Source organism: Vibrio vulnificus NBRC 15645 = ATCC 27562 (assembly GCF_002224265.1).
Lineage (GTDB): Bacteria > Pseudomonadota > Gammaproteobacteria > Enterobacterales > Vibrionaceae > Vibrio > Vibrio vulnificus.
Window position 1 is genome coordinate 1,640,818 of record NZ_CP012882.1, and the last position, 20,882, is coordinate 1,661,699.

At 48.5% G+C, this 20,882-nt stretch carries 16 protein-coding genes; 6 read left to right on the forward strand and 10 right to left on the reverse strand.

All coding sequences use genetic code 11. The features are described 5' to 3' along the window. Nucleotides 1-163: 163 nt before the first annotated feature. Nucleotides 164-1,648, forward strand: a complete 1,485-nt coding sequence (locus tag AOT11_RS22755; RefSeq protein ID WP_017422478.1) for a peptide MFS transporter — start codon at nucleotides 164-166, stop codon at nucleotides 1,646-1,648. Between the two features lie 89 nt (nucleotides 1,649-1,737). On the opposite strand, the gene AOT11_RS22760 is transcribed toward AOT11_RS22755, so the two are convergent. From AOT11_RS22760 to AOT11_RS22795, 8 genes are all read right to left on the reverse strand, one after another. Further along, entirely contained in the window at nucleotides 1,738-2,523 is a 786-nt protein-coding gene (locus AOT11_RS22760) for a phosphotransferase enzyme family protein (RefSeq protein WP_026050738.1), read from the reverse strand. Between the two features lie 114 nt (nucleotides 2,524-2,637). Continuing rightward, nucleotides 2,638-3,516 carry a LysR substrate-binding domain-containing protein gene (locus tag AOT11_RS22765; protein WP_017422476.1) on the reverse strand — a complete coding sequence of 293 codons (879 nt, stop codon included), beginning with the start codon at nucleotides 3,514-3,516 and terminating at the stop codon, nucleotides 2,638-2,640. A gap of 116 nt (nucleotides 3,517-3,632) precedes the next feature. Continuing rightward, nucleotides 3,633-5,081: an FAD-dependent oxidoreductase gene (locus AOT11_RS22770; RefSeq protein ID WP_049798008.1), complete on the reverse strand. Its 1,449-nt coding sequence runs from the start codon at nucleotides 5,079-5,081 to the stop codon at nucleotides 3,633-3,635. Between the two features lie 142 nt (nucleotides 5,082-5,223). Next, entirely contained in the window at nucleotides 5,224-6,126 is a 903-nt protein-coding gene (locus tag AOT11_RS22775; RefSeq protein ID WP_017422474.1) for a DMT family transporter, read from the reverse strand. Nucleotides 6,127-6,245: 119 nt separating this feature from the next. Next, complete coding sequence (gene phnR / locus AOT11_RS22780; protein ID WP_011151851.1) at nucleotides 6,246-6,950, reverse strand: phosphonate utilization transcriptional regulator PhnR; 705 nt, start codon at nucleotides 6,948-6,950, stop codon at nucleotides 6,246-6,248. Nucleotides 6,951-6,959: 9 nt separating this feature from the next. Then, nucleotides 6,960-8,684 (reverse strand): putative 2-aminoethylphosphonate ABC transporter permease subunit, encoded by a 1,725-nt coding sequence (locus tag AOT11_RS22785; protein ID WP_017422473.1) that lies wholly within the window; start codon nucleotides 8,682-8,684, stop codon nucleotides 6,960-6,962. Nucleotides 8,685-8,692: 8 nt separating this feature from the next. Further along, nucleotides 8,693-9,799 (reverse strand): putative 2-aminoethylphosphonate ABC transporter ATP-binding protein, encoded by a 1,107-nt coding sequence (locus tag AOT11_RS22790; protein WP_017422472.1) that lies wholly within the window; start codon nucleotides 9,797-9,799, stop codon nucleotides 8,693-8,695. 2,461 nt (nucleotides 9,800-12,260) lie between these two features. Continuing rightward, on the reverse strand, nucleotides 12,261-13,271 hold the full coding sequence (locus AOT11_RS22795) for a putative 2-aminoethylphosphonate ABC transporter substrate-binding protein (RefSeq protein ID WP_017422471.1): 1,011 nt from the start codon (nucleotides 13,269-13,271) through the stop codon (nucleotides 12,261-12,263). A 267-nt stretch (nucleotides 13,272-13,538) separates the two neighbouring features. Here AOT11_RS22795 and phnW point away from each other — a divergent pair, with 267 nt between their 5' ends. From phnW to phnX, 3 genes are all read left to right on the forward strand, one after another. Beyond that, nucleotides 13,539-14,642: a 2-aminoethylphosphonate--pyruvate transaminase gene (gene phnW, locus AOT11_RS22800; protein ID WP_026050740.1), complete on the forward strand. Its 1,104-nt coding sequence runs from the start codon at nucleotides 13,539-13,541 to the stop codon at nucleotides 14,640-14,642. Between the two features lie 26 nt (nucleotides 14,643-14,668). After that, on the forward strand, nucleotides 14,669-16,048 hold the full coding sequence (locus AOT11_RS22805) for an aspartate aminotransferase family protein (protein WP_017422469.1): 1,380 nt from the start codon (nucleotides 14,669-14,671) through the stop codon (nucleotides 16,046-16,048). Between the two features lie 90 nt (nucleotides 16,049-16,138). After that, on the forward strand, nucleotides 16,139-16,954 hold the full coding sequence (gene phnX, locus AOT11_RS22810) for a phosphonoacetaldehyde hydrolase (RefSeq protein WP_026050741.1): 816 nt from the start codon (nucleotides 16,139-16,141) through the stop codon (nucleotides 16,952-16,954). A 70-nt stretch (nucleotides 16,955-17,024) separates the two neighbouring features. On the opposite strand, the gene AOT11_RS22815 is transcribed toward phnX, so the two are convergent. Next, nucleotides 17,025-17,894 (reverse strand): AraC family transcriptional regulator, encoded by an 870-nt coding sequence (locus AOT11_RS22815; RefSeq protein ID WP_026050742.1) that lies wholly within the window; start codon nucleotides 17,892-17,894, stop codon nucleotides 17,025-17,027. Nucleotides 17,895-18,007: 113 nt separating this feature from the next. Here AOT11_RS22815 and AOT11_RS22820 point away from each other — a divergent pair, with 113 nt between their 5' ends. Both AOT11_RS22820 and AOT11_RS22825 read left to right on the forward strand, forming a co-directional pair. Continuing rightward, on the forward strand, nucleotides 18,008-19,162 hold the full coding sequence (locus AOT11_RS22820) for an aminotransferase-like domain-containing protein (RefSeq protein ID WP_026050743.1): 1,155 nt from the start codon (nucleotides 18,008-18,010) through the stop codon (nucleotides 19,160-19,162). A 73-nt stretch (nucleotides 19,163-19,235) separates the two neighbouring features. Continuing rightward, nucleotides 19,236-19,943, forward strand: a complete 708-nt coding sequence (locus AOT11_RS22825) for a lipoate--protein ligase family protein (protein WP_026050744.1) — start codon at nucleotides 19,236-19,238, stop codon at nucleotides 19,941-19,943. 35 nt (nucleotides 19,944-19,978) lie between these two features. Here the strand turns inward: AOT11_RS22825 and AOT11_RS22830 are convergent, their stop codons facing one another. Further along, nucleotides 19,979-20,881, reverse strand: coding sequence for a methyl-accepting chemotaxis protein (locus AOT11_RS22830; protein ID WP_017422464.1), 903 nt, complete (start codon nucleotides 20,879-20,881; stop codon nucleotides 19,979-19,981). Nucleotide 20,882 lies beyond the last annotated feature (1 nt).

A 20,882-nucleotide genomic window follows, 5' to 3' on the forward strand; every position in this document is an offset into this window, starting at 1 on the left:
TTTGATTTAGAACAATGCATTAGTTATGCAATCGTTTGTCATTAGAAAATGTAGTGCAAAACTTTTACTTTGTGCGACAATTGTTTCAAAATATTACACACCATTAATCTACAATAAATCCAGTCATAACCACTGCAAATAATCCAACAGTGAGCAATAAATTATGTGGAATAAACTCAATAAATCCATGATGTTCTGCCAAATGATGTTTGGCTTGTCATTTTACGGCGTGCTCGTTAGCTTAACGCGCTTTTTCTTAGAGGATCTGAATTACAACGAAGCAGATACAATGATGATCGTCGGCGCATTCTCCGCCATCGGTCCATTGTTTGCGATTGCGGGTGGCTTTATCGCGGATAAATTTTTAGGCGCATATCGCTCATTGTCTATCGCATTCCTTGCGTTTTCTTCTGGCTATGTGCTGTTGGTGCTGGGCGCATCCGCCAGTAACGTTCCCCTTTCAATGTGCGGTATCGCGTTGGCCAGCTATGGCCGTGGCTTGATGTCGCCATCCTACCCAAGCCTGTACAAGCGCACTTTCAACTCTCAAGAAGATTTTGAAAAGGGCTACCCTATCAACTATTCCGTTAACAACGTTGGGGCATTTTTAGGTCAATACCTCTTCCCAATGCTGGTGTTGGTCATTGGCTTTAACGGCGGTTTCGTCATTTCAGCCGTGATGGCAGCCGCGGCACTGGTCACTTTGATTATTTTCCGCAAAGGCTTGGTGGGTGTCGCAACGGATTTGGATAGACAGTCCGTGAGTGTAAAAAATTGGGTCTTCTTTGCTGTGATTTCTGCAGCCATGATTGCGTTGGTGTTCTTCATGTTCTCAAACATGGCGATTGGCCAAAACATCGTTTACGCCATTGGCGGCGCAGCCATCCTCTACTTTATCTCTTTGATGTTTAAAGTGAGCAAGTCAGAGTCATTGAAGATGGGCACCATCTTAATCGTGACATTCCTGACTACATGTTTCTTCGTCTACTACGGTCAGATGATGACGTCGATGAATATGGTGGCGATCAACACGCTAAAAGGCGACCTCTTTGGCTTCATTCCACTTGAGCCAGAAGCGGCCATGGCGATGAACCCATTGTGGTGTATGGTGGGTGGTCCTATCGTGGCGGGTTTCTTTGCAATGCTAGAGAAGCGCGATATCTTCCTCTCAACCGCAACAAAGATCGCTTTGGCATTTGTTTTAACCGCCATTGCCTTTGGTATTCTGACCTTCGCCGTCATCAATATCAGTGAAGATGTGATCATCCTGCCAGAGATTTTCCTCGCGATTCACTTCTTCCAAGCGATTGCTGAAGTTATCGTGGGCTCAATGGTGGTTGCGTTTATCCTATCGGTTGCACCAAAACACATTGAGAACTTCTCTGTCAGCTTGTTCTCTGTGGCGCTTGCGCTCAGTGGCATCGTTGGCGCGGTATTCTCTACTTCTATCGCCCTAGAGAAAGGCCAAGCCATCACGCAAGAGATCGTGCAAACGGTCTACGGTGATTACTTCCAATTGCTCACCGTATTGGCGGTTGTCATGGTGGGTGTAGCGCTGGCTGCTTCTTGGATTATTCGTAAGATGCTTGATGCAGCAAAAGAGAGCGAACAGCCTGAAGTGCTAGCAGAAGCTGAAGTGCAAGGTTAATCACTGACGCATTCTAAACGAATCAAGCCCGCGTTTTGCGGGCTTTTTGATCGTACGATGCCTTAGTTCGTTCTTCGTGTTTGAGTCGTTTATCTCGCGAGGCCTTGCAGCACTCCTTGGGTGATCGCATGGCGATATTTATTGAGATAATCGATGTCATTCAGATAGGCCAAGTGATGACCTTGTGCGATATTTTCTGCGAACTGTGCATTCCCTTCACTGGCTTGAGTTCGCATGTAATCCACCAGCACGGTCAGTCGTAACGTCATGGTTTCAACCAACTCCTCTCGTTGTAGTCGGCTGCACTCATAGGCATCACAAAATATTCTCGCTCGGGTAATTTGCTCTTCTAAGGTGCCGAGTTGATCATGGATATCGGTTTTAAACGGTGCCCAGCCATAAACCGCAAAGGCAATGTCCCATATTCTTGGTGCTGGGTGCGCGGTATCAAAATCAAACACGCCAACCACTACATCTTCTTCAAGCACCACGTTGTAAGGCATAAAGTCACCATGACAAATGACCTCCATCGGCGCTCTCTCGGGCAGCATCCAGTGTAGGTTCTCATGCGAATGTAAACTGAGAAAAGATTGTGATGCGTCATGCAGGTTTCTCAGTAGGCGAGCCGCTGATTTGAGAGCATTGATTGACGTGATTTTGCCACTTAACGGGTAGTTATAGCAGTCCCCTTGCACAAAGCTAACGGTTTCGCGACCTTGCTCAAGATCCAACGGCTCTGGGCAGGCATGAAATCCATGCTGATGCAGATGTCGCAGCAGTTGATGGACTGTCACGGTTGATGCGCTCGCCGGACGAGTGACATGATTTCCTTGTCGCAAAATGACCCCTTCTCGTCCCCCATTGAGTACTTCCATTTCACTCCTCCCGCTTTTGTTCCGCACCACATACAGCGGAAAAATATCGGTGAGATAGTAACAACGATTGCCTTTGATTCGAAAAGAGCAAACGCGTAATTTGTCTGCCGCCTCTCAGCGATTTTTGCAACAATCTGTAAGCCAGTGAACAAACGCATCCACTTGAGGTTTGTCTGCGTTTCGTACAATCAAATGATGTGCGCCAGCACTGGGCATAGACCACTCTCCCACTTGAACCAAGCTGCCTTGGCGTAAGTGGTCATCCACCAATAAATCCCGTACCAACAGCACACCCAGTTGATGCACTGCCGCTTCGATGGAGAGTGTCGAATGGTCAAACTCTAAAGCCATTTTGCCGCAGGCGGCGGAGATTTCATGGTAGTCAAACCAGCGTGGCCAGGTTTCCACATACCCACTGGTCGCCAAGCGAGGCACATTGATGAGATCGTCTAACGTGGCTATCGGATTGAGTTGCAGGAAGCCGGGGCTCGCGACCAATATCCAGTTTTCCTCTGTTAATTTCGTCACTTGATCGTATTGCCAATCACCATAGCCATTGATGATCTCAACATCTGCCGTGGCGCTGTTATCAGGTAAAGTATTTGATGTTGTGGAAATTTTTAGCGGCCATTGTGGATAGCGACGTCGAAAATCGCCCAAACGTGGTAACAGCCATTGCAAACAGAAACTGTGCGCCACGTGTAAAACCAATTGCCCATTTTGCCTACGATTGAACAATTGATCAGTGGTCACCGCCAATTGCTGAAAAAGATTGGAAACCACGGGCAAATAATCTCTCGCCGCCTCAGTGAGAACCAACTGCGCGCCGTGCCGCTCAAACAAAACCGCCTCTAATTGAGATTCAAGCGCTTTCACTTGCTGACTCACGGCAGCACGGGTGACGTTTAACTCCTCCGCCGCCTTGGTAAAACTCTGCAATCGCGCAGCGGCTTCAAACGCTTTCAGCGCATTCAGTGGTGGTAGGTTTTGCATTCATTACTCTCACTTGAGCGAAACCAAACACGCGCCCCAAATAAGAAGACAACCGCGTGTTTGTTTTCCAATTTACAATGTAAAGAGCAGCCTATCGTCGGTTAGTGACAGTAATATTATTCAAGCTTGTCCGCCTTGCCAGCAGGGCCAGCGAGCTTCGCCAGCCATTTATCCCAAATCCAAGGCGTTTGTTCGTTGTCTTCCGCCTCTTCTTTTCGTCTCACTGCATTGCGCACCATCATGGCACCCAACCAACGAAACGGCTCTGGTGGAAATTGCCCTAACGGACCTTTCGCCAAGCCGCACTGGCTCCATTCGTTCTCGATTCCCAACACCAAAGAGGACAAAATCTTGCCCCCCATGCGCGTTTGAGCCACGCCATTGCCTGAATAACCAAAACCGTAGAAAACATTACTTTGTCCTGCTAAGTGATCGAAAAAAGGGAAACCCGTGGCAGAACGATCCGAACCACCTGTCCAACTGTAAGCAAATTCTTCGCCTTTTAAGCTTGGAAAGAGCTTATCGAAGGAACGACGTAGCAAATCTTGGTAGCGTGTAGCACGCTGGAACATCGGCTCTACCGCATTGTTATAGGAAAAATGGTTCCCCCCCTTTCCAAGCATTAAGCGGCCATCAACCGTATCGCGGTAATAATGCACAAAAATTCGCGAGTCCAACACGCTGCTTCCTACCTTCCAACCAGCATCAGCGAAAGCTTCAGGTGCAAGCGGTTGGGTAATCACCATATCTGACGAGACCACCACGATACTGCGCTTAAATTGCGGAAACTGTTCCACCATCCAAGCATTCAGCGCAAGAACCACTTGCTGTGCATAAATTTCCCCTTGAGGCGTAGTGACTTTCGCTGGTTCTCCATATGCTAACGCTGTCATTGGTGTGTGTTCATAGATCTGCACGCCCATCTCAATGGCCACTTTTCGTAGCCCTCTTGCTAACATTGCAGGTTGAACCGTGGCCGCGATCGCCGAATAGTGACCATCAACATTGCGAGGCGAGCCGCTATGGGTGGCGAGTTCGTGTTGCTCACAATGACGCCAACTGTTGATATTCAAACGCTCTAGCTCCGCGACTACTGGCTGTAATGCGCCTTTCTGCGCCGAGTTGGTGGCGGTGTAATAAACGCCCTTTGACGAAAGTTGTGCGTCAATTTGGTGTCGTTGGCAAAATGCCTCAATGTCTAAGACGGCTTGTTCCGATTGCTCAACCAACCACTTGGCGTGGGCTTCACCAAACAGTCGCTTGAGCGTCGGATACTTGGTTGACCATGTCAGCATACAGCCACCATTTGCGCCCGAGGCTCCGCTGCCACACAGCCCCTTTTCAATGACTGTAATCTGTTTTTCTGGTGCCTGCTCTTTGAGCATGATGGCCGTCCACAACCCCGTGTAGCCACCACCAACAATCAAAACGTCCGTCTCGAGCGGCCCCTGCAATGGTTTTGCTGATGGAGGTTGCTCCTGTTCGATCGCTTGTTTAAACCAGAAAGAAGGGTGTGAATGGCTCGACGATGAGTCCGATTGTTCTGTGGCATTAACATTCCGCATGGGGTTTTCCTTTGCAATAATCATAGCGATAAATTACAAAACACTCGCCAAAGGCACGAGCGAGAAAAACTGTTGTACAGCGTAAGAAATGATAACGATGACTGAAAAACGCAACTTGACTCGGCACCTAAGCCAAGAGTGTTTAGGTAAGCGTTAACACTAATCCAGCCACGATAGAAGCAACGCCAATCCCACGTGTGAGGTACCATTTCTCACCCAAAAATTGAATACCCATCAGCAAACCAAACACGATGCTGACTTGGCGCAAAGCAACCACCAAACTGACGTTATCAGTCATGGTCATCGCAAACAGCACCAAACCATAAGTCGATGCCATCATTACCCCAGCCAAACTTGCGCTCAAGCGGATATTCCAGGCATAGTCAAATTCGGTGCGCTTGGAGAACTTTAAACACCAAAGCAACATAGGTAACCCCATTGCCCAGAACTGAATACCAAGATAAAAAATAGCACTGTATTGATCCGCCAAAACGGAGTGCGCGGTTTGCGTGACCAACGCCAACGCTTCTTTGTCGATCACCGAGTAACCTGCGGTACCCAACGCTGCCACCAGCGCCCAAGCAACCCCAACATTCAGGTAAGAGGCTGGTCTCATCTGGTTAAAATGAGTCAATGGCACCAGCATGCAACCTAAAGTGATCAGCATAAAACCGAACCATTGTTGGGCAGTAAGCTCGTATCCCAACACTAGGCTTACTCCACCCACCATCATGACTGGCAGTGAACGCGCGATGGGATACACCACACCAACGTCAGCGTGTTTGTACGCGATGATGAGGCCAACCAGATAGATCATTTGTGAAATGCCGCTAATAATCAGCAGCCACCAGAACGTTCCGGGTAACGCTGACCAACCAACTTGGCTTAGGTACCAGATCAGATAAGGCGTGAGCAATAGGGAGGCAGCCAAGCTGGCCACCATAGTAAAGGTAGGGCCTGAACCCGAATGGCTCTTACCAAGGATATTCCAACCTGCATGAAAAACGGCTGAAATGATGACTAACACTATCGCCAATGAATTCATCTGCGTTCCTTATAGAAAAGGCTCCAGATGGAGCCTTAACACTGCATAGAAGAATGCTTATCGATTAGGAAAATACTCGGATATGAAACAGACTTCAATCGGCTTATTTCACCACGTGATCATCTTGCCAATTCTGCGAGAGACTCGATACAAATGGCATCGTGACGCCAGTATTCAATATCGCAGTCAATGAGTTCGCCATGCTGATTGTAGTTAATGCGCTCCACCACCATTGCAGGCGTCCCAGAAGTTGCACGTAGTGCCTGTGCCATCTCTCCGAGCAAGGTACTGGTGGAAATGCGGTAGCGCGTTTTTTGATAGCTGACCCCAAAGTGCTCACGATAGATATCCGTCAGTGAGTTCGACAAATCGTGGTCTAACAGATTGGGAAACAACTCAGGGCGAACGTAGTTTGTTACGTACACCACAGGGCGGTCTTCAAGATAACGCACACGATCCACTCGAAACACATCAGAAAATGGCTGAAGGTTAAGTAAGCGAGCCGCCACTTTGTTGGCTAAAATCGCTTTTGCGCCAAGCAGTTGTGTTTTCGGTACTCGATTCTGCGCTAACGCCATATTGGTAAAATTCAGTGTTTGAGTTGGGTCGTAACGCAACGGTACAGGCGAGATAAACCAACCGCGGCGGTCTTCGCGATAGATTCGACCTTCCGCTTCCAATAGAGACAACGCCTCGCGTAGCGTAACTCGTGTGGTATCAAACGACTCTGCCAATTTGCGCTCTGCTGGCAACTTTTGTCTTGGCGCTAACATGCCCGCTTCAATCTGTTCAACAATCGAATCTTTAATTTTTACGTATTGCACGAAGTGTCCTTATCTTTTCCGCCAAGCTTGAGTGCGACTGTCTAACCATTGGCCCAATATCATTTGCACGATTTTTGCGATAGCTGCCGATAGCATGATCATCACCGCCATTGCTGCCGCTGCGCCCGTTTGGCCTGCATCGTCCATATTTAGAATCGATACTGACGCAGGAATGGTATCCGTCGAGTAGAGGAATACTACCGCAGAAGTGGTGGTTAATGCATTAACAAACAAGTAGCTAGCAATATCCAAAACCGCAGGAAAGCACACTGGCAAACTCACTTTGAAAAAGAGCTTGTACTGTGGCAGCTTGACCGATGCCGCTGTGGCTTCAATTTCCGAAGGCAGTTGCTTGAGAGCGGTTAATGCGGTCATATGGCCGACCGTGTAATAGTGCACTACGGTGTTAATCACCAGAAACGCCATCGTACCGTAAAGCACGTTCAAAGGATTGTTCGCATCGTTGAAGTAAAATATGTAACCCAAACCAAGCACCATCCCCGGAACCGCCATTGGTACTACGCTGAGCATTTGCATCACTTGACGAATTGGACCAAACGCACGCCCTTTTTCAATGCAGTAAGCGCCGACAAAGATGATGGCTGTACCAATAACCGCGGTCCAACCTGCCAGCGTTAGCGAGTTAAAGAATGGACTCCAACCGTAAGTGCTCATTTCAGCAAAATTGTAATTGTTTAGCGTCAGTGCTTTGTTCCAAGGCCAGAACGTGACCAACGAGCCGTAAACTGCCATACCCAATACTGCCAGCACTGCGATAGAAATGATGCTGCAGTAAACTAGGCAGATGCTGTCGCGCGCTTTGTTGGGTTCTGGCTGATAAGGCACTGAACGTGTGTCGAATAAGCTCTTCTGTTTTTTCTGTACCCAGCGGTCTGCACCGAACGCCATGACCGCAGGAAATAGCAGCATAATGCTGGTTACCGCCCCCATGGCAAAGTTTTGTTGCCCCACCACTTGCTTGAAGATGTCCGTCGCCAGAACGTTATAGTTGCCACCAATCACTTTCGGCACACCAAAGTCCGTGATAACCAGCGTAAAGACCACGATTAGCGTACTGATCAAACCGTATTTCGCCGCAGGTAAGGTCACCATAAAGAAGGTTTTGATGGGTGAGGTTTTTAGCGCTCGGGCGGCTTCGTACAAACGAGCATCGGAAGTACGCATCGAAGTGGTCAAAATCATCAATGCATGAGGGAAGGTCCAAAAGATCAACCCCATTGAAATACCAATCACGCCGTAAACCGAGTTTCCTAACAGCATTTCTTTGGCAATGCCTTGATTGCCGAAAAGGAAGATCAAACTGATCGCTGGCAACAACGAAGGCGCAAGGATTGGCGCAGTACCTAGGATTTGAAACAAGCCTTTCAACGGCATACATGAACGAGTCAGCGCGTAGGCATAACCAAACGCAAGCACACCCACAACCGAGGTCACTATCACGCCCAAAGTAAAGGTGTTGCCCACTGACACCCACAAGCTTGAAGAGGCAAAGTAAGTCACAAAGTTGGCTAACCCAACAAACTCACCATCGCTGTTTTGTACGCTTTTGGTTAACATTGCCCAAAGCGGCATTAAGATGAACAGCACCATCAATACCGATAAACCTGCCAACAAGCCAAACAACACGAGGTTGTCACGACTGATGCGTCCAAGTAAAGATTTCGCTTTGTCATGAGTGGTGAGGCTATTCATTGTCATTATCTTTGCGTCCATGTTTACACCTACGCCGCTAGCGCTTTATCAACCGAAGGCACGGGGTAACCATGCAACCCTTCTTCCGCAAACTGGACGTAACGTACATCGCCCGCCTTGATATTGAGTTTTTGAACCGTTTCTACAGGCACATCCACCACCATGGTTTGGTTTGAGCTGTCATTTTGCAATACACAATCAATGCGGAAAAACGCCCCCAGAAACTCGGTTGCGGTCACTCGCACAGGTAAAGCGTTGCTGTAGTTCTCAACGAACTTGATGCGTTCAGGGCGTACTGCCAGATCAAATCGGTCACCACGTTCGATCTTACGGTTGGTCAGGCTTGGCGCTGGCATCAAGGTTTCCGCAATACGCACTTGGGAATCCGTCGCGACTGAGGTTTCAATAAAGTTCATACTGCCGACAAACTCAGCAACAAAGCGCGTGGCTGGCTGCTGGTAGATTTCTTGAGGCGAGCCAACTTGCTCAATCACCCCATGGTTCATCACCACGATGCGATCGGCCATCGACAGGGCTTCGTCCTGATCGTGTGTCACCATAATGGTGGTGATGCCGAGCTTGCGTTGCAGCTTGCAAATTTCATTGCGCAAGTGAACGCGCACTTTTGCATCCAGTGCGGACAAAGGCTCATCGAGTAACAGTAGACCTGGAGACAACGCCAACGCGCGAGCCAAAGCAACACGCTGCTGTTGCCCACCGGAAAGCTGGTTCGGGAATTTCTCACCGGAAGTTGGCAAGCCAATAGTTTCTAACCACTTCTCCACAGTCTCTAACGCTTCTTTATTCGACATGCCTTGGTTCTTCAAACCCACCGCAATGTTCTCTTGCACCGTTAGGTTCGGAAACAGCGCGTAAGATTGGAATACGATGCCAAAGTCGCGCTTCTCGGGTGGTAGGAATGTGGTCTCTTGGCCGTTTTGAAAGATTGCACCAGACGTTGGTAGGTCTAAGCCAGCGATGGCTCGTAATAACGTGGTTTTACCGCAGCCAGAAGGGCCCAAGAAACAAACGAATTCGCCTTTTTCGATCGCCAGCGAGATATTTTTTAATGCCGTGAACTGACCGAATTGCTTCACAACATTTTCAATACTTAGGTAAGGTTGGTTAGTTGACATAACACACACTCCAAATGGTATATACCAAATTTAGTTTTAGAGTGTTACGTTCCAATGACAAATTTATAGCCAGAAGATGACAAATAGATGAAGGGAGGTTATCGCCTCAACCTAGCACAACTCATCGTTAAAAAATCTATGACCAACTTAAGCGCCAGCACCAAGCAATTACCATGGATCCCCGATCACGCGCCTTCGTCGCTATCGGGAATAACACTTAAAGCGCGACACTTCCATTATCAAAGAGTGCGTCATTCCGGACGAGCCTGAGCGAGCTATCCGGAATCCATTCCGCCGCGAGCACCCATAAAACGAATGACATCGAACCTAAAGCGTCGAAACGATAAAAGACAACCTCACCTTAGTGCCAATAACAAACAATCCATTTCTATCGTGGTGAACTTTCGCATTCGCGCCAGAAAACACCATGGATCCCCGAACACGCTCCTTCGTCGCTATCGGGAATGACACTTAAAGCGCGACACTCCCATTATCAAAGAGTGCGTCATTCCGGACGAGCCTGAGCGAGCTATCCGGAATCCATTGTGACGCGAGCACCCTAGAACGAATGACATCGAACCTAAAGCGTCGAAACGATAAAAGACAGCCTCGCCTAGGTGTGGATAACAAACAATCCATTTCTATCGTGGTGAACTTTCGCATTCGCGCCAGAAAATACCATGGCTCCCCGATCACGCTCCTTCGTCGCTATCGGGAATGACACTTAAAGCGCGACACTTCCATAATCAATAAGCACGTCATTCCGAACGATCCTGAGCGAGTTATCCGGAATCCATTCTGCCGCAAGCACCCATAAAACGAATGACATCGAACCTAAAGCGTCGAAACGATAAAAGACAGCCTCGCCTAGGTGTGGATAATAAACAATCCATTTCTATCGTGGTAAACTTTCGCATTCGCGCCAGAAAATACCATGGGTCCCCGATCACGCTCCTCCGTCGCTATCGGGAATGACACTTAAAGCGCGACACTTCCATTATCCAAGAGCGCGTCATTCCGGACGAGCCTGAGCGAGCTATCCGGAATCCATTGTGCCGCGAGCACCCATAGAACGAATGACATCGAACCTAAAGCGTCGAAACGATAAAAGACAGCCTCGCCTAGGTGTGGATAACAAACAATCCATTTCTATCGTGGTGAACTTTTGCATTCGCGCCAGAAAATACCATGGTTCCCCGACCACGCTCCTTCGTCGCTATCGGGAATGACACTTAAAGCGCGACACTTCCATTATCAAAGAGTGCGTCATTCCGGACGAGCCTGAGCGAGCTATCCGGAATCCATTGTGCCGCGAGTACCCATAAAACGAATGACATCGAACCTAAAGCGTCGAAACGATAAAAGCCAACCTCGACTTGGTGCCGACAACAAACAATCCATTTCTATCGTGGTGAACTTTTGCATTCGCGCCAGAAAATACCATGGCTCCCCGATCACGCTCCTTCGTCGCTATCGGGAATGACACTTAAAGCGCGACACTTCCATTATCAAAAAGCACGTCATTCCGGACGAGCCTGAGCGAGCTATCCGGAATCCATTGTGCCGCGAGCACCCATAAAACGAATGACATCGAACCTAAAGCGTCGAAACGATAAAAGACAACCTCACCTTAGTGCCAATAACAAACAATCCATTTCTATCGCGGTAAACTTTCGCATTCGCGCCAGAAAACACCATGGATCCCCGATCACGCTCCTTCGTCGCTATCGGGAATGACACTTAAAGCGCGACACTTCCATAATCAAAAAGCATGTCATTCCGGACGAGCCTGAGCGAGTTATCCGGAATCCATTGTGCCGCGAGCACCCATAAAACGAATGACATCGAATCTAAAGCGTCGAAACGATAAAAGACAGCCTCGCCTAGGTGTGGATAACAAACAATCCATTTCTATCGTGGTGAACTTTCGCATTCGCGCCAGAAAATACCATGGCTCCCCAATCACGCTCCTTCGTCGCTATCAGGAATGACACTTAAAGCGCGACACTCCCATTATCAAAGAGTGCGTCATTCCGGACGAGCCTGAGCGAGCTATCCGGAATCCATTCCGCCGCAAACACCCATAAAACGAATGACATCGAACCTAAAGCGTCGAAACGATAAAAGCCAACCTCGACTTGGTGCCGACAACAAACAATCCATTTCTATCGTGGTGAACTTTTGCATTCGCGCCAGAAAATACCATGGCTCCCCGATCACGCTCCTTCGTCGCTATCGGGAATGACACTTAAAGCGCGACACTTCCATTATCAAAAAGCACGTCATTCCGGACGAGCCTGAGCGAGCTATCCGGAATCCATTGTGCCGCGAGCACCCATAAAACGAATGACATCGAACCTAAAGCGTCGAAACGATAAAAGACAACCTCACCTTGGTGCCGACAACAAAAAATCCACCTCAACCGAGGTGGATTTCAACATTCAACGCAAAGCAAATTCAATTAAGATTTTGGCTCTGATTTCGCGTCGAACTTCTTAGACCATGTCGCTAGAATTTCTGCACGCTTGCTGCCCATTTGCGCAAAGTCCATCTTCGCCATATTCTCTTGAACGTTCGGGAAGTTAGACACGATCGCTTTCACCTGTTTGTGACCCACCACTGGGTACATTTCTACGTAAAGCTCATTTGCCGCTTTAGAGATTGACCAGTCGACAACGCGCTTCGCTGCATCCGACTCTTTTACTAAACCCACCGCTTCTGATTCCCAGCCGATGCCTTTTGGTGTGATAACCGCTAGTGGTGCACCTTGTGTTTTCAGTTTCGCGCCGCGGCTTGCCATCGAAATACCGATAGCCACTTCACCCATGCCCGCTTGCACACATGGCTTAGAGCCCGAGTGCGTGTAGTGTGCAATGTTCTTATCTAGCTCACGCATGTAGTTCCATGCCTGATCTTCACCCATGTTTTGTAACCAAGCAGAAACCTGCATGTAACCCGTGCCTGAAGACGCTGGGTTCGGCATTGCAATGTGACCTTTGTAAACCGGCTTCGTTAAGTCTTCCCAAGACGTTGGTTTCGGCAGGTTAAGTTGTTTCGCTACCGCTTCGTTGAAACAAACTGCGTTAAAAAACGCATCGTTACCAAACCAAGCTTGGTTTGATTGAGGGTCGTTTAGGTTCGCGTGCAGCTCTTCCAAACCTTTTGGTGTATATGGTTTTAAAAGGCCTTCTTCTTTAAGCAGTGCCATTGACGAGCCAGCAAGACCCCAAACAACTTCCGCTTGAGGGTTGTTCTTTTCTGCCAGCAATTTCGCCGTCATGATACCGGTTGAATCGCGAACCCACTTAATCTTGATATCTGGGTTGTCTTTCTCAAACGCAGACTTGTATTTCGCAAGAATGTCAGTTTCGAAAGCGGTATAAACCGTGACTTCCTGTGCTGCCATTGCATTCGTAGCTAGCAGAGAGACAAGTGCAGCCAGCGATCCTTTCATCAAACGGTTTTTCATCATTTTCTCCAGTTAATTTGGCCAAGTTTTCACTTGGTCTGTACCAGTTGACGATAACCACCCTACTGAGCCTTTGTGACGAAATCATGACCATAAAATGGCAGTTTTGAGAAAATTATCGATAAATAGGCGACCAACTGATCGGTGAAATTTTGGATATGAAAGTTTTATGAAATTCACTGAATGGCTATTTACGACCCTTTTTCATCCTTGCTAGAGTGAACCCAATTTCTGGTGTAGACCAATTAATTTATTCTGATGGAAATCGAGATGAAAAACGAATACCTACTACTGACTCCAGGTCCTCTATCTACTTCTGAAGCGGTACGCGAAGCCATGCTTAAAGACTGGTGTACTTGGGATGATGAATACAACAAAGACATTGTAGAAGTGATCCGCACTAAGCTTGTAAAACTGGCGACAAAGCATAGCGGCTACACCAGCGTACTCATGCAAGGTAGCGGCACCGCATCAGTAGAAGCGACGATTGGCAGCGCCATTGGCAAAGAGGGGAAATTATTAGTTGTCGACAACGGTGCTTACGGTGCGCGTATCGCTCAGATCGCTGATTACCTAAATATTCCATGCCATGCCGTTTCCCCAGGCGAAACATCACAGCCACACTTGAACGAGGTGGAAACTGCATTGGCATCGGACCCTGCTATCACACACGTGGCGATTGTTCACTGTGAGACAACCACTGGCATGCTTAACCCAATTGAGGCATTTGCTTCTGCGGCAAAAGCACATGGTAAAGTGGTGATTCTCGATGCCATGTCGAGCTTCGGCGGGATTCCTATCGATATCGCAGAGCTTGGCATCGATTTTATGATCAGCTCTGCAAACAAATGTATTCAAGGCGTGCCGGGCTTTGGCTTTGTGATTGCGAAAAAAACAGAGCTCGAAAAGTGCCAAGGTCAGGCACGTTCACTCAGCCTTGATCTTTACGACCAGTGGCACTGCATGGAAGTGAACCACGGCAAATGGCGTTTCACCTCTCCAACGCACACGGTTCGCGCTTTCTATCAAGCATTGTTAGAGCTGGAACAAGAAGGCGGCATTGAGGCTCGTCATAACCGTTACCAAACTAACCAGAAAACACTGGTTGCAGGTATGCGTTCTTTGGGGTTTGAGCCACTACTGAGTGATGACCTTCACTCACCAATCATCACTTCTTTCTACTCTCCGACGCACAGTGATTACCAATTCAAAGCGTTCTACACACGTTTGAAAGAGCAAGGTTTTGTGATTTATCCGGGTAAGGTGTCGAACGCAGATTGCTTCCGTATCGGCAACATTGGCGAAGTTTACCCAGCAGATATCGAGCGCTTAATCGGTGCGATTGAAAAAGCAATGTACTGGCAAGTTGCGTAAAGCAGCCTTCTGATTGAGAGAGCGCTATGACTCAGAATATAAAGCCGACTCATTTCCGCAGCGAAGGCGATGTCAACACGACACCGGCGCGCCAAGCTTGGAATGCATCGATGGACGACGAACGCACGCAAGCATTACTAAAGCGTGATTCGGAGGTCTTTCTTCATCAAGCTATGTCGACGCCTTGCTTAGATACCTTGGAAGCAGCAGAAGGCATCTACATCCAAGATGCTACGGGCAAAAAGTACATGGATTTTCATGGCAATAACGTCCATCAGCTGGGCTACGGTCATCCGCATGTGATTAAACGTGTGCAAGAGCAAATTGCCAAACTGCCGTTTTCACCACGTCGTTTTACCAACGAGACCGCGATTGAATGTGCCGAAAAGCTCACCCAAATCTGTGGCGGCGAATTGAACCGCGTGCTGTTTGCTCCTGGTGGCACATCTGCGGTTGGCATGGCACTTAAACTAGCGCGCCACATCACGGGCAACTACAAGGTGGTGTCTCTGTGGGACTCCTTCCACGGCGCATCGTTGGATGCCATCTCTGTGGGCGGCGAAGCGTGTTTCCGCCAAGGCATGGGACCATTAATGGCAGGTGTTGAACGCATTCCACCAGCGGTGTCTTATCGTGGTGCTTTCCCTGTCGCGGACGGCAGCGATGTGCATTACGCCGACTACCTTGAATACGTGATTGAGAAAGAAGGCGGCGTGGGCGCATTTATCGCAGAAGCGGTTCGCAACACGGATGTTCAAGTGCCGAGCAAAGCCTACTGGAAACGCATCCGCGAAATCTGTGACAAACACAATGTCATGTTGATCATCGACGACATCCCGAATGGCATGGGTCGCAGCGGCGAATGGTTTACCTACCAAGCCTACGACATCGAGCCAGATATGCTCTGCATCGGTAAAGGTTTGGGCGGAGGCTTAGTGCCTATCGCAGCCATGGTAACCAAAGACAAATACAACACCGCCGAGCAAATCTCCATGGGTCATTACACTCATGAGAAAAGCCCTATCGGTTGTGCTGCGGCGCTGGCAACCATGGAAGCGATTGAGCAGGGCGGCTTGTTAGATAAAGCCAAAACCGACAGCCAGTTTATGCGTGAAAAGTTGCTAGAGATGAAAGCCAAGTACCCAGTGATTGGTGATGTACGTGGCATCGGCATGTTGTGGGGCATTGAACTGGTTACTGACCACGAAAGCAAAGCGCGTGCGTATGACGAAGCGGAAGCTGTGTTGTACCAATGCCTCAACAATGGCGTGAGCTTCAAGGTATCTCAAGGCAACGTGATTCAACTCAGCCCACCGCTGATCATTACTCGCGAACAACTAACAGAAGCGTTGGCGATCTTCGAAGAAGCCATCGCCAAAGTGTGTAAAGACTTTAACTACTTTTAGGGTCAATAGACCTCAACAAAAACCAATTTACCCAGAGCGCGGTTCCTACGTGTAGGCAAGCGCTCTGGCAAGCAAGAAAAAGGATTGAACATGAGCAACTCACCAATTCAAGCAGTGATCTTTGACTGGGCTGGTACTATCGTCGATTTCGGCTCTTTTGCACCAACCAGTATCTTTGTGGAAGCGTTCAAACAAGGCTTTGATTTTGAAATCGGTCTTGAAGAAGCGCGTGAACCAATGGGGCTTGGTAAGTGGGATCACATCCAAGCAGTGGGTCGTATTCCTGCGGTTGATAAGCGTTGGAATGAGAAGTTTGGGCGCTCAATGACCAACGAAGACATCGACGCAATTTACGCGGCATTTATGCCTCTGCAAAAAGCAAAAGTGGCTGACCACGCAGAACCAATCCTCAACGCAGTTGAAGTGGTAAACGGTCTGAAAGACAAAGGTATCAAGATCGGTTCTTGTTCTGGTTACCCTCGCGAAGTGATGGACGTGCTGATTCCGGAGGCAGCGGATTACGGCTACAAACCGGATTACGTAGTCGCAACGGATGACCTGCCACAAGGTGGTCGCCCTGCGCCATTTATGGCACTCAAGAACGTGATTGAGCTGAACGTGACCGACGTAAATGCCTGTATCAAAGTGGATGACGCAGCCCCGGGTATCGATGAAGGTCATAACGCCGGTATGTGGACCGTTGGTTTACTGCTTTCTGGCAACGAAGCAGGTCTTACGTTTGAAGAGTACCAAGCCGCGGACGAAGCGACACTTAATGCCGCTCGTGAAAAAGCGCGTGCAAAATTACTCAAGAGCTCGCCGCATTACCTCATCGACACCATTGCTGACTTCCCAGAAGTGGTAGCAGATATCGAACGTCGCCTAGCAGCAGGTGAGCGTCCATAGCGATTAAAATCACGGCACCATAAAACGCCGCGTGGATAACACGTGGCGAACTCGTCCTCAGAAAAGCGCCTCAGAAAAAACTGATAGGCAGATAAAAATCCAGCTCGAACGCTTCACTTTCATTGACAAAATGATTGCTGTGATAGTGTACATAAGCGGGCGTTGAGCGCAGTTTGAAGCCTGACGCTGGCAACCATTTTTCCAACACCATGCTGATTTGAGGCAGCAATTCCCCATACACCCCATGCAGACGAAACACCGCGTGCAAACCACCAGGAATCACCATTTGATTCACCACTCCCCGATATTTCAAAGGCTTATCTATCGCGATACAGGCCACATAACGGCACTTATCCAACTCAACCCACGCTGGGTTGGAATGGTGCAAGCCAAATTGCACCTCAAATGAGCGCCCTTCACTGTTTGCCCACGCTTTGAGGATCAGCCACGCATTTTTGATCGAACGGTTATATCCCACATGGCGCACATACGCCGCCATGCGCTCTGGCACTTCGGTAATTTTCGGTTCGGGTAAGGTCCGTTTCGCCACGCGATGATAACCCGCCGCTACCTCAGGATCCTTCAAATAGGGTTTATCGGAGATGTGTAAATCGTGACAACGCCACTCTCCGGGCGCCATAGAGAATGTCGCTTTGAACGCTCGGCTAAACGAAGAGACCGAGCTAAAACCGCATTTGTTGGCAATATCGAGTACCGACGAGCGCGTATCAAACATCAATTGATTGGCCGCGTACTCCATTCTAGTGCGCCGAATATATTGATGAATGGACTCGCCAACGACCTGTTTAAACACGCGATGAAAATGCTGCTCGGAGTAAGCTGCCACATCGGCCAGTGCTTTGGCAGACAGTTCACGACTGATGTCTTGATGAATGAAGTAAAGAACGTCATTGATACGGGATATGTGCTGCTGGCTCATCAACGAAAATAGCATAAATGGACATATTCAAGAGCATAAATGGACATTTCACAAAACTCAACCCCATGTACTATCAGTCGAATAAACAAAATAAAAGACAGACAGGAAACACAATGGAAATCGCTCGTTCGTTACAACAAATTCAATCGTCCTATATTCGCGAAATCCTCGCTGCTGCGAGCGATCCTAGTGTCATTTCTCTTGCTGGTGGTTTGCCTGATGAGCAAACTTTCCCAATCGAGTTAATGAAACCGACATTGGAAAAACTCTCTGAGATGCCGCAAGTATTCCAATACGGTGCCACGGCGGGTTACGCCCCACTGCTTAACTTTCTAAAAACCTACATGTCGCTGCCTGAAACACACATGGCAATGGCGTGTACCGGTTCGCAGCAAGGGCTCGACCTCATCGCTCGCGCTTATATTAACCCGGGCGACACCGTGGTGATGGAAGCGCCAAGCTATCTTGGTGCGATGCAAGTGTTTGGCCTTGTCAGTGCCAACATTGTCACGGTTTCTCAAACCGAAGCAGGGCCGAATCTTGACGAACTTGAAGCGTGTTTTAAGCAGCATTCGCCAAAAATGTTCTACGCCGTACCTGATTTTCACAACCCAACTGGCGTGTGTTGGTCACTCGAAACGCGCAAACAGGTTGCCAAACTGTGTATCGAACACAAAGTGGCATTTATTGAAGATGCGCCATACCGTGAGCTTCGCTTCCAAGGTGAAGCGCTGCCGCTGGTTTCCGATTTCTGCCCGCAAGATTCGATTGTGCTTCGTTCGTTTTCAAAGATCGCCTCTCCGGGTCTACGCATTGGTATCGTAACCGGCAAAGTCAGCTACCTAGAACCGTTAATCAAAGTAAAACAAGGGGCCGACCTTCATTCCAGCGTGCCGATGCAAGCCCTGCTGCTCGGTTTGCTTGAGCATGAAAAATTCCCAGAGCATATGGAAAAAATCCGCACGCTATATCAATCTCGCTACCAAGTATTGGCAGAGGCGCTGCAAACGCAGTTGCCTGCAAACTGCCAGTTGAAATCGGTCGATGGCGGCATGTTTGTCTGGGTAACGCTACCAGAATGCGATACGTTCGCACTGGCTAAATCGCTGCTCGGTAATGGTGTCGCGGTGGTCCCTAGCCCGGTGTTTTACCCTGCGGGACAAAAAGCGCAAGCCGCGCTGCGTCTCAACTTCACCAATGCTACGCCAGAACAGTTGAAAGAAGCCGTGACGCGATTGGCGGAAGGTCTTAAACTGGCCTTGGTTTAAGAACATGAAAAATCGAGACTAAACCGCCTACGGGCGGTTTTTTCATCGTCGTCGTAATGGTGTGAGGAACATTGTGGCTACAAAAAACAGATTAGTTCGTTATCTCAGTATTGATGCAGAAACGATGTTCGAGCGAGAAGAGGCGTTGATCAAGCAGGTACAGGCTGGTGAACTCGATCAGGTTCTGTTGCTTTGGCAAGTAAAGCACCCCACGCTTGTGCTACCCGCGGGTAATAAATGGCCACAAACCGAACATTTACGCGCTGAACTCGCCGAGCTTGGCTGGAAACTGACGGCACGAAAAACTGGGGGAGCGCCGGTACCACAAGTGCCGGGCATTATTAACCTCTCGCACCTCTACCACTGGCCGCAAGATCAAGCCTATGACATCCGTTCAGCCTATTTGAAACTGTGTGATACTCTGCGCGGCTTTTTTCAGCAATTTGGCTTAGAGGCCAATGTTCATGCCACTCCGGGGTCTTATTGTGATGGTGATTACAATCTCAACATTGCTGGACAAAAAATTGTGGGGACCGCGCAACGTGTGCTGCTGAAAAAATCCGGAGGGCAGATCATCCTTGCTCAAGCGTGTTTATTGATCGATGCCGACATGGCCAAGATAGTCAAACCCGTTCAATTGTGTAATCAACTGAGCAATCATAACGCGGAAATCCTTGCCGATGTGCATACGCCGTTGTTTGAGCATATTGAGCAAAGACCGTCGATAGACCGCTTGTTTCAATCCTTGTCGGATGCGTTTGTCAGACAAGTGAAATCCTGAGAGAGGGAGTGCGCGTCCCTGCGCCGTTGGGGAAATTATTTTACGTCAATCAGTGCTTGAGTAATTTGCTTCGCCAGCTCGTGGTTAGAACCTGACAACGATAACGCCGTTCTGGTGTCTTCAACCAAACGATGCATATTACTTTGAATCGTATGTGAATCTGATAGCTGCTTTTGCACACTCTCAATAACATTCGCCACCGAGCGTTGGCTTTCACCAGACATCTGCACCAAGCTTTCCATATCACTCACGGTTTTTTCTGCAATTTCTGCACTGTAGTGGATGACTTGCTCCACTTCCTTCTGCTTTTCCATCACCTGCGCAGAAATATCCATAATGGATTTCATCTCAAAGCTAATGCTGTCGGCAGATTCCGTTGCCGTGTTGGCCAAAGAGCGCACTTCGTCTGCGACTACCGCAAAGCCGCGTCCGTGCTCACCGGCGCGCGCAGCCTCAATCGCCGCATTCAGTGCCAACAAGTTGGTTTGTGCAGCAATACCTTTGATGGAGTCCACCAATTTTCCGATGTTTTGGTTGTTTTGCTCTAACGAATTCAACAACTTGGTAAATTCGCAAATCTGCACTTTTGAATCATGGATTTGCTCCATAACACTATGCAACTTCAAAATGGCCTGTGACGCAGTGTCTGCTGTTTGCGTCGCTGAGCGATAAGAATCTGCGGATAAACGTTCAATATCGTTAGATTGCTCGATGAAATACCCCACCAACTCGGAGCTTTCTGTAATAGAAGTCATGCGATTGGCAGACGCCTTATTTACATTGCTCGCGTTGGTGACAATTTGCTGCGCATAAGCCAAGGGATTATCTTGGACAAACTGCTGATAGCGTGCTTCGGTTGCTTCTAATTCTACTAGTCGTGAGCGATCAATAATGATCTGGTCTTGCTCTAATTTCTTTTGGAATAGTCTAAATTTCATT